At 62.1% G+C, this 12,343-nt stretch carries 15 protein-coding genes; 7 read left to right on the top strand and 8 right to left on the bottom strand.

Annotation, left to right across the window (positions count from 1 at the left end; all coding sequences use genetic code 11):
• Positions 1-233: 233 nt before the first annotated feature.
• Both D2T30_RS22215 and D2T30_RS22210 read right to left on the bottom strand, forming a co-directional pair.
• The gene (locus tag D2T30_RS22215; protein ID WP_128186135.1) at positions 234-632 is read right to left on the bottom strand and encodes a RidA family protein; all 399 of its coding nucleotides are present in this window, start codon (positions 630-632) and stop codon (positions 234-236) included.
• 61 nt (positions 633-693) lie between these two features.
• Positions 694-1,638: a pirin family protein gene (locus D2T30_RS22210; protein WP_128186137.1), complete on the bottom strand. Its 945-nt coding sequence runs from the start codon at positions 1,636-1,638 to the stop codon at positions 694-696.
• A 43-nt stretch (positions 1,639-1,681) separates the two neighbouring features.
• On the opposite strand from D2T30_RS22210, the gene D2T30_RS23280 reads away from it, so the two are divergent.
• On the top strand, positions 1,682-1,855 hold the full coding sequence (locus D2T30_RS23280; protein ID WP_164884405.1) for a hypothetical protein: 174 nt from the start codon (positions 1,682-1,684) through the stop codon (positions 1,853-1,855).
• A 110-nt stretch (positions 1,856-1,965) separates the two neighbouring features.
• Here the strand turns inward: D2T30_RS23280 and D2T30_RS22205 are convergent, their stop codons facing one another.
• Positions 1,966-2,271 carry a GNAT family N-acetyltransferase gene (locus D2T30_RS22205; RefSeq protein ID WP_128186139.1) on the bottom strand — a complete coding sequence of 102 codons (306 nt, stop codon included), beginning with the start codon at positions 2,269-2,271 and terminating at the stop codon, positions 1,966-1,968.
• 66 nt (positions 2,272-2,337) lie between these two features.
• Positions 2,338-2,541 carry a hypothetical protein gene (locus D2T30_RS22200; protein ID WP_128186141.1) on the bottom strand — a complete coding sequence of 68 codons (204 nt, stop codon included), beginning with the start codon at positions 2,539-2,541 and terminating at the stop codon, positions 2,338-2,340.
• Positions 2,542-3,228: 687 nt separating this feature from the next.
• Between D2T30_RS22200 and D2T30_RS22195 the strand changes: the two genes are divergently transcribed.
• A complete protein-coding gene (locus tag D2T30_RS22195; protein ID WP_206613059.1) occupies positions 3,229-4,218 on the top strand; it encodes a homoserine dehydrogenase in 990 nt (329 codons plus the stop codon).
• Positions 4,215-4,670 (top strand): cupin domain-containing protein, encoded by a 456-nt coding sequence (locus D2T30_RS22190; protein WP_128186145.1) that lies wholly within the window; start codon positions 4,215-4,217, stop codon positions 4,668-4,670. The genes D2T30_RS22195 and D2T30_RS22190 overlap by 4 nt, the downstream gene beginning before the upstream one ends.
• A 393-nt stretch (positions 4,671-5,063) precedes the next feature.
• Here D2T30_RS22190 and D2T30_RS22185 read toward each other — a convergent pair whose 3' ends face one another.
• Positions 5,064-5,732, bottom strand: a complete 669-nt coding sequence (locus D2T30_RS22185; protein ID WP_128186147.1) for a substrate binding domain-containing protein — start codon at positions 5,730-5,732, stop codon at positions 5,064-5,066.
• A 64-nt stretch (positions 5,733-5,796) separates the two neighbouring features.
• Here D2T30_RS22185 and D2T30_RS22180 point away from each other — a divergent pair, with 64 nt between their 5' ends.
• The 3 genes from D2T30_RS22180 to D2T30_RS22170 all read left to right on the top strand — a co-directional run bounded on the left by D2T30_RS22180 (position 5,797) and on the right by D2T30_RS22170 (position 9,331).
• Positions 5,797-6,447 carry a hydrolase gene (locus D2T30_RS22180; protein ID WP_128186149.1) on the top strand — a complete coding sequence of 217 codons (651 nt, stop codon included), beginning with the start codon at positions 5,797-5,799 and terminating at the stop codon, positions 6,445-6,447.
• Positions 6,448-6,617: 170 nt separating this feature from the next.
• A complete protein-coding gene (locus D2T30_RS22175) occupies positions 6,618-7,466 on the top strand; it encodes an alpha/beta fold hydrolase (protein ID WP_128186151.1) in 849 nt (282 codons plus the stop codon).
• Between the two features lie 122 nt (positions 7,467-7,588).
• Positions 7,589-9,331 carry a monovalent cation:proton antiporter-2 (CPA2) family protein gene (locus D2T30_RS22170; protein WP_128210573.1) on the top strand — a complete coding sequence of 581 codons (1,743 nt, stop codon included), beginning with the start codon at positions 7,589-7,591 and terminating at the stop codon, positions 9,329-9,331.
• Here the strand turns inward: D2T30_RS22170 and D2T30_RS22165 are convergent.
• Together D2T30_RS22165 and D2T30_RS22160 are read right to left on the bottom strand one after the other, a co-directional pair.
• A complete protein-coding gene (locus D2T30_RS22165) occupies positions 9,279-9,704 on the bottom strand; it encodes a hypothetical protein (protein WP_128210572.1) in 426 nt (141 codons plus the stop codon). The genes D2T30_RS22170 and D2T30_RS22165 overlap by 53 nt on opposite strands.
• A gap of 239 nt (positions 9,705-9,943) precedes the next feature.
• A complete protein-coding gene (locus D2T30_RS22160; protein ID WP_128210571.1) occupies positions 9,944-10,825 on the bottom strand; it encodes an AraC family transcriptional regulator in 882 nt (293 codons plus the stop codon).
• Positions 10,826-10,990: 165 nt separating this feature from the next.
• Here D2T30_RS22160 and D2T30_RS22155 point away from each other — a divergent pair, with 165 nt between their 5' ends.
• A complete protein-coding gene (locus tag D2T30_RS22155; RefSeq protein ID WP_128210570.1) occupies positions 10,991-11,731 on the top strand; it encodes an SDR family NAD(P)-dependent oxidoreductase in 741 nt (246 codons plus the stop codon).
• 125 nt (positions 11,732-11,856) lie between these two features.
• On the opposite strand, the gene D2T30_RS22150 is transcribed toward D2T30_RS22155, so the two are convergent.
• Positions 11,857-12,343 (bottom strand): zinc-binding dehydrogenase (locus D2T30_RS22150; protein ID WP_164884404.1); only part of this gene is annotated, 487 nt, incomplete at its 5' end.

The following is a 12,343-nucleotide window of genomic DNA, read 5'->3' as shown; positions in this document are numbered from 1 at the left end:
TGTCGCTGTAACGCAGGCCCTCCGGATGGGGGCGCTCAGCTTCGATGTGGTGAAGCATCTTCTCCTATGCCGGGTGGAACGCCGACCGCCACGACTGGACCTCGACTGCTATCCCTACCAAAGCCGGTCGCACCGGTGCGGAGAACTGCGCTCATGGCCTGGCTCCTCGCACAAGAAACGCAGCAGCGGTCCGCGGTGCCGAGACCGCCGCGGTCGAGGAAGGACCTCGGGGGTCACTTGCTCTCTGGTATGCGTGCGATGACCTTGATCTCGAAATCGAACCCGGCAAGCCAGTTCACCCCGATGGCGGTCCAGTTCGGATAAGGCGGCGCGGCAAAAATCCTTTGCTTGACGGCCATGATGGTTGCGAACTGATTCTCCGGATCCGTGTGGAAGGTCGTGACGTCCACGAGATCATCGAACGTGCAGCCAGCCGCGTCGAGCGTGGCCTTGAGGTTGTCGAAGGCCAGCTGGACCTGACGTTCGAAATCAGGCTCTGGCGTTCCATCGCCGCGGCTGCCGACCTGTCCTGAAACAAAAAGAAGATCGCCGGATCGGATCGCTGCGGAATAGCCATGTTCCTCGTACAGAGCATGCCTGTCTGCGGGAAAGATTGCCTGTCGTTTTGTCATTGCTCGTTCTCCTTTCATGGGTGTCGACGGGTGGGCCGATGAAACACGGTTCGACCTTCGATCACTTCAACTGCTCGGGGAGCGGGATGAACTCGGCTTCATCACCGGGTGGCAGGTGGAAGCGGCCATGCTCCCAGTCGCCCTTGCGCCAGGCTTCTTTCGCGGCGTCGATCCTTTCCTGCGACGAGGCGACGAAATTCCACGAAATATAGCGCGGTCCATTCATCGTTTCGCCTCCCAGAACCATCAGCCGCGCACCCGTTTCGCCAGCGGTCAGGCTGATCCGGTCGCCGGGGCGGAACACCATCATGCGCCCTGCGGCAATGCTGGTCCCACTGACAAGAACGTCGCCCTCGACCACGTAGACGTCCCGATCCTCGTGACCGTCGGGCAGCGGCAATTTGGCGCCCGCGGCCAGCATGACGTCAGCATAGAAGGTCTCGGTGAAGGTCTTGACCGGCGCACGTTCACCCCAGGCCGAGCCGAGGATCAGCCGAACCTGCTTGCCGCCCTCGTCAAGAAAAGGCAGCGCCTCCTTACCATGATGTTCGAATGTCGCGGCGGTGTCTTCCGCATAATCCGGCAGCGCGACCCAGGTCTGGATTCCGAAGGCGGTGCCGGGCCGGCGGCGCATCTCCTCGCTGGTGCGTTCGGAATGGGTGACACCATTGCCGGCGATCATCCAGTTCACCTCACCGGGATAGACCATCTGGTCGGCCCCGGTGCTGTCGCGGTGGTGAAACGCACCCTCGTAAAGATAGGTCACGGTCGCCAGCCCGATATGCGGATGCGGACGCACGTCAATGCCGCCTCCGGTCAGGAATTCCACCGGTCCCATCTGATCGAAGAAGATGAAGGGACCGACCATCTGCCGTTTCGGGGCGGGCAGCGCACGCCGCACTTCGAACCCGCCGAGATCGCGGGTGCGCGGGATGATGGGGGTCTCAATGGCGTCAAGGCCGCCGGTCTCGGGACAATCGGGGTTCTGCGTGGGGTTCCAGCTCATGGTGTTCTCCTTCGCTCAAACAGATTCACGGCGACCGCAGCAGATGGCGGACGACTGGCGATTGCTCGCCGATAAGGAACGCATTCAGCAGGTCCTGATCCAGCACGTCAGTGTCATGCTGGCGCTGATGTCGACCCCCAGCTTTCGACGACCGGTCAGGCCCGGCAACGCCTTCCCAGATATCCCAGCGGATGGTGCCGTCGCGTTGCCGCACTGACTGGAAACAGCGCAGAGGGCGACGGTCCCCGGGAAATCCGTCAGCATGACCAACCTGCCGCGCAGATCCCCGGATGTGCGAGGAACAGCATCTAGTGCGCGGCGCCCATCTCAACGCTGAATGACATCGGACCACTCCGGATGTTTCAACGACTGTGCCCGCACAAAGGGGCAGAGCGGCACGATGCGATACCCCCTGGAGCCGGCATCCGCGATCAAGGCCTCGGCCAGCGCCGAAGCGGCGCCTGTTCCGCGCATCGTGTCGGGAACGAAGGTATGATCGGCGATGACCAGCACCTCCGAAACCTTCGAGATGGTCAGTTCGCCTTCGCCATCCACCCCTTCAAGGCGAGCAGCAAAACGGCCTTTGTGGCCCTGATCCTCATAGGAAATCCGAACGGCAGGTTTCTCGGTCATCTCACCCTCCATGAACATCAAGTATGGGGCGGCGGACCTGGTCGGTCCAGCCAGTCACAGGTCGTTTCAGACCGTGGAATCCGGGCTGCTGATCTCGCGGGGCGCCACGCGGGCGGGCGACTCGTGAACCATGGTGCAGATATAGCGGCCGGTGCCCACATTCGGACCGCGGCCGTTCGGGTTCGCAAGCTGCCAGGGCTGCCGATCGATCGGAGCGGCCACCGGGTTTTCGGAGTGAAGGAGCGATTTGAGGCCGTTACGAAAAGTCATGGAAACATCCTTTTCTGACGTCGAGGGCGGGTCAACCGCAAGACGCACGACACATCCGACGACGCCTCAATGGACTCTGCCATGTCCCTTCATGACACGGTAGCGTCCGAGTGCGCGAAGCTGTGTCGCCGAATGCGGAACATCAGCGTGGACATCGAAAAACGGCGGACGTCCGTGAAATGGGTTGATGTCAGCGATGCCTTGCCCGCCGCGCGACGGCTCGATCCAAGTATCCGCGAGGCAATCAGCATACCCTGTATTGAGTGCGCCGCAAAGACGCTGCACCGACATCGTATCCGAATCTGAAAAGTCCCGGCGGAGAAAGCGCAGCATTCATGGGAACTGAAACAATGACCACAGCCATGTTTCATGCCGGTGGGCTTGAATTTCCGTCACCAGCATATGAGTATCACATATCCGCCAAGCGCCAGCAGATATACGGCATGCAAAGCAGACCCCCGAGACGGTGAAGGGTGGCGATCCCGAAATTTCGATCCCGTCATCCGGAGGAACCAGAACACCGACAAGCACGATTGGGGAGCGGATATTGAGCATCATCCGTGACCGGATGCAGGCAACACAATCGAATGAAGACATCTACCGGGCTCAACATTCTGTCGGACAAACAGGAACGGAAGAATCGAACAGATGCGGATCTTCAGGATTGCGATCGCGGGGTTCGGAGGCGTGGGACGCGCCACGGCGAACCTGCTTCTGTCCCGGCGCGGGCGCTATCGCCAGGTCTACGGAGCGGATGTCCGTCTGGTCGCCGTCTGCGGATCGCGATCCGGTCTTGCTGACGCCGGGGGGCTCGAAGCTGATCGTCTGTCCGCGCTCACGACAGGGCTGTCGGGTGCGGATTTCGTGGAGGCGAGCGGCGCCGACATCCTGATCGAGGCCGGGCCAAGCGATTTTCGCACCGGTGGCCCGGGCCTTGCCTATATCCGTTCCGCCCTGTCGGCCGGGCACGACACGATCGTCATATCAAAGGGCGCGCTGGTCCATAGCGGAAAACAGCTGCGCGAACTTGCCCAGGGCTCCGGCGCGATGCTGAAGCTCAGCGGCGCGGCCGCGGCTGCCTTGCCGACGATCGACCTCATCGAGCATAGCCTGAAGGGCTGCGAGGTGCTCGAAATCGAGGGCATTCTGAATGCCACCACCAACTACCTGCTCGACGCCATGACGACGAAAGGGCTCGGCTTCGATGCGGCGCTGCATGAGGCGCAGCAAGGCGGGTTCGCCGAAGCCGATCCAAGCAACGATACGGAAGGCTGGGATACCGCCTCCAAGCTCCTGATCATCGCCAATTTCGGTCTCGGCGCAGACCTGACGATGGTCGACCTTTCCGTTGAAGGTATCCAGTCGGTTACGGGGGAACGTATCAGGACATGGCGCGCGGAAGGTGTCGTCCCGAAGCTCGTGGGCAGCCTTGCCCGTGTGGAAGGCACATTCCGCGGCGGCGTCGGCATCAGGACCTATCCGCTCACCGATCCCTTTGCGAATGTCCGCGGAAAGAACAAGGCAATCCGCATCACCACCGACGTGATGGGCGAAACCCTTGCGATCGGATCGGGCGCGGAGCCGCTCGCCACGGCGGCTGCCGCGCTGAAGGATCTTGAGCATATTCTGGCTGCAAGGATCACCGCCCCCATACAGATTTCGGAACGATCATCATGACGGAACCTCAAAGGGGCGTCACACCGTCCGCCCGCGATGTCATCAACACGCTCGGCCTCAAGCCGCACCCCGAGGGGGGCTGGTACGCCGAGACTTTCCGCGACGCCGCTGGAGCCCCGCGCGGTCATTCGACCGCGATCTACTACCTGCTGGAAGCCGGCCAGCGCTCGCATTGGCACCGCGTCAAGGACGCGACGGAGATCTGGCATTTCCATGCCGGCGCCGCGCTGTCGCTCATCCTCTCGCCTGATGGCCGCGATACCGCCACCCATCGCCTCGGCACCGACTTCACAGCCGGAGAGCGGCCGCAGCTTGTCGTGCCGGCGGGGTGGTGGCAGACGGCGGAACCCCTCGGTCCATGGACCCTTGTTGGCTGCACGGTCGCGCCGGGTTTCCTGTTCGAACAGTTCGAGTTGGCGCCGGAAGGATGGACGCCGCAGCGCGATGTGTGAATCGTCGGGCCGATGCCCTTCCCGCCTCGTCACACGCGACGCAGGCACGGGCTGGTCTAGCGACATGCCCCCGTACATCTCCGCAATCCGCCCGGCAGGCGGGTTTATTTGCCAACGGAGGTGTTGTCCACATGGGCCGGTTGATCGACGTTCAGTTCAGCCCGGTGAGCGGCAAACGCTCATTGTTCAGCAAGTTCCCAGATGCCCCCCGGTCCCGCAACCAAAATGCGGACCAACCGCCTCGCGTTATCTTCCCAATGTGTCTGAGGGCCGATCGTCGCCATACCGGCAATGACACGCATGAGATCCAGCGGCTCAAAGGCTGAGCGATTTCCAGTACCTGACATCACGTTTGTCATGAAATCCGCACCAAGGCTTCGCGTCATTCAGACCTTAGTTTTCATGACTTTCGGAAGGTTCTTCAAAACACTCGATCAGCATCTCGGTGAGCACCCGTATCTTGCGGGCGGGATGCTGTCCCGGAGGCCGGACGACATAGATGCCCAACTTGGGGGGCGGATAGCGCGTCATGACCGGGACCAACGCGCCGGAAGCCAGATGCCCCCCGATCAATTCTTCAGGGAGACCGGCAAGGCCAATTCCGGCAAGTGCCGCGGCCACAAGAGCCACAGCGTTGTCGGCTTTGAAGCGCCCCCGCGGTTTCAGCGTGACAGCCTTGTCCCCATCCATCGCAAGCCAGGTTTCCGTTCCCTGCATGACGACCTCATGCGTGAGGAATTCCTCCGGTGTCTCGGGTGATCCGTGCTTCCTGATGTAGTCCGGCGTCGCCACATATTTGGCGCAGGTCCAGCCAATGCGTCTTGCGAGCATATTGGAATCGGCAAGATGGCCGACCCGTATCGCACAATCGAACCCTTCAGCGATGAGATCGACGAAGCGATCGCTGTAGGAGGTATGGATGTGCAGCTGCGGGTGCAGGCGCGCCATTTCCGCGAGCACGGGGGCGAAGTGGGTCGGGCCGAAGGTCAGCGGCATGGCAACCCTCAGGCGGCCGCGCAGCTCCCCGCCCGGATGGATCGTTTCCCGGGCCGTGTCGGCCATGTCGCCCTCTGGCGCAGGCCTGCCGGCGGACAATCCCGCTCACATGGTAACGGAGGAAACATCCATGACCTTTCGCAACGGCCTCGATTCGCTGCTTCGGCCCGAAGATTCGGTCCTCGTTCTGATCGACCACCAGCCCTATCAGCTCGCGAACCTGAACAGCCACGATCCGCAGGCTGTGGTCAACAGCACGACCGCGCTGGCGAAGCTGGCAAAAGCCTTCGAGGTTCCGACCATTCTGACCAGCGTGATCGCGGGGCGCGGTGGGCTTCTCTTCAAGCAGATCACTGATGTATTCCCGGGCCAGGACGTCATCGACCGCACCTGGGTGAACACCTGGCAGGACGAGAATGTGGTGAATGTCGTCAAGGCGACCGGCCGCAAGCAGTTGATCATCGCCGGCCTGTGGACCGAGGTCTGCGTCGCAATGCCCGTCATCCAGGCCGCCGGCGAAGGCTGGGACGTGACCGTGATCACCGACGCGTCGGGCGGGATTTCGAAGGAATCCCACGAAGTTGCCATCCAGCGCATGATCGCGGCCGGCGCGAACCCGATGACCGTGATGGCGCTCGCCGGCGAATGGCAGCGCGATTGGGCGCGCACCGGGCATGTCGAGGAGCTGACCGATATTCTCATCCAACACTTCGGCGGCAGCGGCATCGCGTATCTGTGGGAGCAGCAGCTTCTCAACACCCCGGTGCCGAGCGAAGGCTGATCCGGGCAGCGATAGCGCGTTTCAATGAGGGTCGGATCGACCCATTGGCCGACCCTCGCCAACCGCCGCGAGGCCTGATCTCGGCCTCAACGCTTACCGCCAGCTTCGTTTGTCCACCGGGTACCGCGTGCTGTTGGACCCCCCACGACGTTCCGGAAGGAGAATACATCATGGGCTTTGTCACGACCGATGACGACGTACGGATTTTCTACAAGGACTGGGGCCCCAGGGACGCCCAGCCGATCGTTTTTCACCATGGCTGGCCGCTCAGTTCCGACGACTGGGACGCGCAGATGCTGTTCTTCCTGTCGAAAGGCTATCGTGTCGTCGCGCATGACCGGCGCGGCCACGGCCGCTCGGAGCAGGTTGCCGAGGGTCACGACATAGACCACTACGCAGCCGACGCATTTGCCGTCGCAAGGGCGCTGGATCTGAAGAATGCGGTGCACATCGGCCATTCCACCGGCGGCGGCGAAGTCGCGCGGTATGTGGCACGATATGGCGGACCTGCGGGCCGGGTGGCCAAGGCCGTCCTCGTGGCCGCCATTCCGCCGTTGATGCTCAAGACCGGGGACAATCCCGAAGGCACGCCGATAGAGGTCTTCGACGGCTTTCGGAAGGCACTGGCCGGCAACCGTGCGCAGTTCTTCCGCGACGTTCCGTCAGGCCCGTTTTTCGGCTTCAATCGCGAGGGCGCGGCGGTCCATGAAGGCGTCATCCAGAACTGGTGGCGGCAGGGCATGATGGGCAGCGCCAAGGCGCATTACGATGGCATCAAGGCCTTCTCGGAAACCGACCAGACCGATGACCTCAAGGCGATCGCCGTACCAACGCTGGTGCTGCATGGTGAGGACGATCAGGTTGTTCCGATCGCCGCCGCGGCTTTGAAAGCGGTCAAACTGCTGCCGAACGGCACGCTGAAGACCTATCCCGGTTTCTCGCACGGAATGCTGACGGTGAACGCCGATGTGCTGAACGCCGACCTTCTGGCGTTCATCGAAGGCCGTGATGGAGCATGAGCGGGCGATGGCCATCCCGCCGGGCATCGCCTCCAACTGTCGGTCAGGGGCGACGGCTTATCGTCCACCGCTGCGCCGTCGCCGTCCGATCATGAGCAACGCAAAGCAGGAAAGGCAAATGGATGGCTGAAGTGAGCCTGGGGCAAACGATTGGACCTGCAGTCGTGCTGATGGGAGCGGCCGTTGTCGCTGTGCCGTTGTTCCGCCGGCTGGGTCTCGGATCGGTGCTCGGCTACTTCGCTGCCGGCGTTCTCGTGGGGCCTTCGGTGCTGGGTCTGTTTACCGATACCCAATCCATCCTCCATTTTTCCGAGCTTGGGGTCGTGATGTTCCTGTTCGTGATTGGGCTGGAACTGCGACCGAACAAGTTATGGGCGATGCGAACACAGATTTTCGGACTGGGCCTTGTGCAGGTCTTCGCCGCGACAGCCGTCCTTACGCTGACGGGCACGGTGCTCCTTGGCCTTTCCGCGACCGTCGCTTTCATCGCCGGGGCGGGCTTCGTTTTATCCTCGACCGCCGTCATAGTGTCGGTGCTGCAGGATCGGGGCGAGATTTCGGGTGTAGAGGGACAGAAGTCGGTTGCCATCCTGTTGTTTGAGGATCTGATGATCGTGCCGCTGCTGGCGGTGGTCGCCTTTCTCTCGCCGCTCTCGCATGGACAGGCAGGATGGACTGACGCCTTCATAGCCGTTGCGGCGCTGCTCGCGCTTCTAGGTGTATCGCGATGGGGCCTGAATCCGTTCTTCGCATTGTTGGCGCGCGCGCGCACCCGCGAAGTGCTGACGGCAGGCGCGCTGCTGGTCGTGCTCGGCGCAGCGTTGCTGATGGATGTCGCCGGATTGTCGATGGCGATGGGCGCGTTCCTTGCCGGAGTGATGCTCTCGAGCTCGAGCTACCGGCACCAGATCGAAAGCGATATCGAGCCGTTTCGCGGTTTGCTCATGGGCCTGTTCTTCCTTGCCGTCGGCATGTCGCTGGACCTTTCGATCGTCGCGGCCGAATGGCCGCTTCTGCTGGCCCTGCTGGGCGCATTCACGGTCGCGAAGGGCGCCGTGGTCTATGTCGTGGCGCGTCTGTTCGGCGGCTCCAACCATCAGGCCCTGCATCGCACGTCGATGTTCCTTCAGGGCGGCGAATTCGCCTTCGTCCTTTATGCGGCAGCGATGTCGGGCGGCGTGATCGATGCGCGTGAGAATGCGCTGTTCGCCACAGTGGTGATCCTGTCGATGGCGCTGACCCCGCTGCTCACGATAGCGGCCGACCTTCTGCTTCGCACGGAAGCGTCGATGGATGACGTCGATCCCGCCCACGATCTCAAGGGGCGGATCCTTGTCATCGGGTTTGGACGCTTCGGTCAGATCGCGTCACAGATACCTCTATCGCAGGGTGTCGAGCTTTCTGTCATCGACAAGGACCCCGACCGCATCCGCGATGCCGGGCGATATGGGTTCAAGGTTTTCTTCGGTGACGGGACCCGGCTCGACACGCTGCGATACTCCGGTGCGGGGGAAGCCGATGCGATCATGGTCTGTGTCGATGACCCGAAGGCCGCGCTGAAGATCGTGGAGCTGGCGCAACACGAGTTCACGCAGGCGAAACTTCTTGTCCGCAGCTACGATCGAGGACATGCGATAGATCTCATCCGCGCCGGCGTCGACTACCAGATCCGCGAAACGGTCGAATCCGCCTATTTGATGGGAGCGGAAGGTTTGCGGTCGTTGGGCCACAGGGAAGCGGATATCGAAGACGCCACCACCGACATTCGCCGGCGCGATGCCGATCGTCTGTCCGAGCAGGTTCACGGAGACTTCATGTCGGGCAGCAACCGACTGCTCCTTCAACCCGTGCGAAAGCCGCTCTGATGATCCGGCTTTCGACGAATGCACACTTCGCTGTGACCGTCCTTGCGGTGAATCTTCTCCGCTTCGTTACAAAACCTGTCGAAGTCGAACGACAAGCGTGTCGTCGAACATCCTGTCGAAGACTGCACGGCGGGGCCTCCCCCGGATTCCAGCCAACCAGATATTCGGGTTCGTGGCGGATGCCATTATCCGCGAGGATCGAGTAGATGGTTCCAATGCCGTCGCATTCGACGGTGGCGGCGAGGTCGGCAAGCCCCGGCCCCATGCCGCACCAACCGATGCATCCGGCCACGCTCTCACGCAGCAGGAAAGGACTGATCTTGCCCGCAATCGTCGAGCACGATGCGAAAAGCTCTATCTCGTTGAGAGCCATATCGTTTCCGTCCGAGCGGCAGCCCGATAAACGGCTTTACCGTGGCGCCGATAAGCGGGGGCCGCTGCGGCAGGCTGATGGCAGATGGGTTCGGGACGCGCCGAGAGTTTCAGGCGATGGCAGCATCATGCAATTCCAGCCATCCATCCATGCTGGCAATATCGGCGCAACTACCGGGCCGGGATCCGGCGATATCGTCGGGGGGATTGGTTCGCACACACAAACCGGCCCGGTGACGTTCAGCGTTGCAGATCGGCAATCGGCGCGTTGCCAAACATGCTCTTGTACTCCCGGCTGAACTGCGAGGGGCTGAGGTAACCGACCTCGTACGCCACGCGCGATACATTGGCGGCACCTGCGGCCAGCAGTTTTCGCGCTTCCAGAAGGCGCATATGACGTTGAAAGGCAAGCGGGCTGTACCCCGTTACGGCCTTGAAGTGCCGGTGAAACGAAGTGACGCTCATGCCTGCGGACGCCGCCAGATCGGGAATGACAACCGGTTCGCTGTGGTTGGCGGCGAGCCAGTCCGCTGCTGTCTTGAGCTGTTGAAACCGTTCGTTTCGCTGACCGATCTGGCGGAGCGTATTGCCCATCGGGCCCTGCAGAAGACGATAGTAAAGTTCTGCCTCGTAATGCGGCGCGAGCATGTCAATGTCGTCAGGCGCGTTCAGGAGCCCGACGAGACGGGCAAAGGTCTCGCCGACCGGGCCGTTCAGATCGTCCGCTGCCACCGCGCATGTCCAGCGATCACCGCGTTTGGGCATATCGAGCATGACGCGCGTCAGCATGCCGATATCGAGATGAAGGCTTATCCCCACATACGGCAGGTCGCGCGTCGCGCCGGTCAACTGGTGCGTATAGGGCAGGCCGAACGACGATGCCGCGCAGGCGCCCGCCGGGAGTTCGAAGCGATTGGCGCCCATGATCAACACCTTGGTGCCCCGCAGGACGGCATAAAACATGGGTTCGAACAGCGCCGGTGTAGGAAGCGTGGCGCATGTGCTCGTCCATACCGTCAGGCGCGGAATGGCCGTCGGAAGGCCAACGGTCTCCTGACGCCGAACGATGAAGGGGGCGACGTCATCCAGAAGACGACTGATGAGTTTCCGGGAATCTGACATCTCGTGAAAATAGCTGTTCTGGCAGGATCAGGCAAGTCTTGGGCAAGATCAGGAATGTTGCGTCTCTCGCCTCAGCCTATGTTCAGGGCACAAGGAAGACGTGCTGACAACGTTCCCCGGCCCGAACGCGGGCCTTCTACAGACATGCTGCGGAAAGGATGAAACATGATTGATCTCAAGGGCAAGCGCGCGCTCGTCACCGGAGGATCCCGGGGCATCGGCGCTGCAATCGCGCAGGCACTGGCCGACAATGGCGCGGACGTCGCGATCACCTATCAGAACTCGCCTGAGCGCGCGGACGGGGTCGTGTCCTCGATCGAAAAGCTGGGCCGCCGTGGATTGGCCGTCCAGGCCGACAGCGCCGATCCGGATGCCATCAAGCGCGCCGTCAACGAGACCGTCGAAACGCTCGGTGGCCTCGATATTCTGGTCAACAATGCAGGTGTCGGACTGGCTGGAGCCATCGCAGACCTCGATCTCGGGCAATTTCAGACGTTGATGGACATCAATGTGCGCGGACCGGTCGTTTTTTCACAGGCGGCGATACCGCATCTGCCCAGAGGCGGCCGCATTATCTCGATCGGATCCGGCCTGGGCGATCGCGTCCCCTTTCCTGGAGTTACGGCCTATGCGATGTCGAAATCGGCGCTGCTTTCATTCACACGCGGCCTGGCGCGCGAGCTTGGCCCGCAAGGCATCACGGTGAATCTCGTCGCGCCCGGATCAACCGATACTGAATCAAACCCGGCAGATGGCGAGAACGCTGCTGTCCAGCTGAATCTCTCACCTCTCGGCAGGTTCGCGGAACCGCGTGAAATCGCCGACGTGGTCGCATTTCTTGCAAGCCCTGCCGCAAGCATGGTGACCGGCACGGTCGTTGCCGTGGATGGAGGCGCGAACGCGTAAACCGGTCAGGCAGGCAAAAGCCCGCCTGACTCTTCGCAGCAAAAGGTGCAATAGCCTTCCTGTGAGAACGAACACCGCGGAAGCCGGTCAGTCGGTGACGGCGGTGACACGACCTGCCATGCTCATTACCCGGCCGGGACGATGATTATGCGCCCGAGGATGGAATTGCTTTCGGCATAGGCATGCGCCTCGGCCGCCGCCGCAAGCGGAAACGTCCTGTCCACGACCACCTCAAGATCCCCGGTTGCCGCCAGCTTCAGCATCCGGGAAACCGTACGGTGGACATCCGGCTTGTCCAGTTGCGTTCCCATGAAGACTCCGAAAAGCGACTGGTTCGCCTGCAGCGCCGGCCACAGATCGAGATCGAGCCGCGAGCCACCGGCATTGCCCACGAAGACCAGACGTCCCTCGGGACGGAGCGCCGCCAGAGAGATTTGCAACGTTGACCCCACAGGGTCCACGACGAGATCGACGCCACGACCCCCTGTCAGATGCATGACCGTCTCGACAACGTCGGCCGCGCGATGGTCGATCGCATGATCGAGGCCAAGCCCGATGAGGCGTTCAGCCCTCGCGACCCCGGAGACGGTTGCAAGCACCCTCGCGCCCGCC

The organism is Paenirhodobacter populi, assembly GCF_004022215.1.
Classification (GTDB): Bacteria; Pseudomonadota; Alphaproteobacteria; order Rhodobacterales; family Rhodobacteraceae; genus Rhodobacter; species Rhodobacter populi.
This window is presented reverse-complemented; position numbering and strand designations above follow the sequence as displayed.

Bases quoted from the DNA above. Each gene is read 5' to 3' on its own strand.
- D2T30_RS22215 (WP_128186135.1), bottom strand. From the start codon at position 632: ATGACAAAACGACAGGCAATCTTTCCCGCAGACAGGCATGCTCTGTAC.
- D2T30_RS22210 (WP_128186137.1), bottom strand. From the start codon at position 1,638: ATGAGCTGGAACCCCACGCAGAACCCCGATTGTCCCGAGACCGGCGGC.
- D2T30_RS23280 (WP_164884405.1), top strand. From the start codon at position 1,682: ATGGCGGACGACTGGCGATTGCTCGCCGATAAGGAACGCATTCAGCAG.
- D2T30_RS22205 (WP_128186139.1), bottom strand. From the start codon at position 2,271: ATGACCGAGAAACCTGCCGTTCGGATTTCCTATGAGGATCAGGGCCAC.
- D2T30_RS22200 (WP_128186141.1), bottom strand. From the start codon at position 2,541: ATGACTTTTCGTAACGGCCTCAAATCGCTCCTTCACTCCGAAAACCCG.
- D2T30_RS22190 (WP_128186145.1), top strand. From the start codon at position 4,215: ATGACGGAACCTCAAAGGGGCGTCACACCGTCCGCCCGCGATGTCATC.
- D2T30_RS22185 (WP_128186147.1), bottom strand. From the start codon at position 5,732: ATGGCCGACACGGCCCGGGAAACGATCCATCCGGGCGGGGAGCTGCGC.
- D2T30_RS22180 (WP_128186149.1), top strand. From the start codon at position 5,797: ATGACCTTTCGCAACGGCCTCGATTCGCTGCTTCGGCCCGAAGATTCG.
- D2T30_RS22175 (WP_128186151.1), top strand. From the start codon at position 6,618: ATGGGCTTTGTCACGACCGATGACGACGTACGGATTTTCTACAAGGAC.
- D2T30_RS22170 (WP_128210573.1), top strand. From the start codon at position 7,589: ATGGCTGAAGTGAGCCTGGGGCAAACGATTGGACCTGCAGTCGTGCTG.
- D2T30_RS22165 (WP_128210572.1), bottom strand. From the start codon at position 9,704: ATGGCTCTCAACGAGATAGAGCTTTTCGCATCGTGCTCGACGATTGCG.
- D2T30_RS22160 (WP_128210571.1), bottom strand. From the start codon at position 10,825: ATGTCAGATTCCCGGAAACTCATCAGTCGTCTTCTGGATGACGTCGCC.
- D2T30_RS22155 (WP_128210570.1), top strand. From the start codon at position 10,991: ATGATTGATCTCAAGGGCAAGCGCGCGCTCGTCACCGGAGGATCCCGG.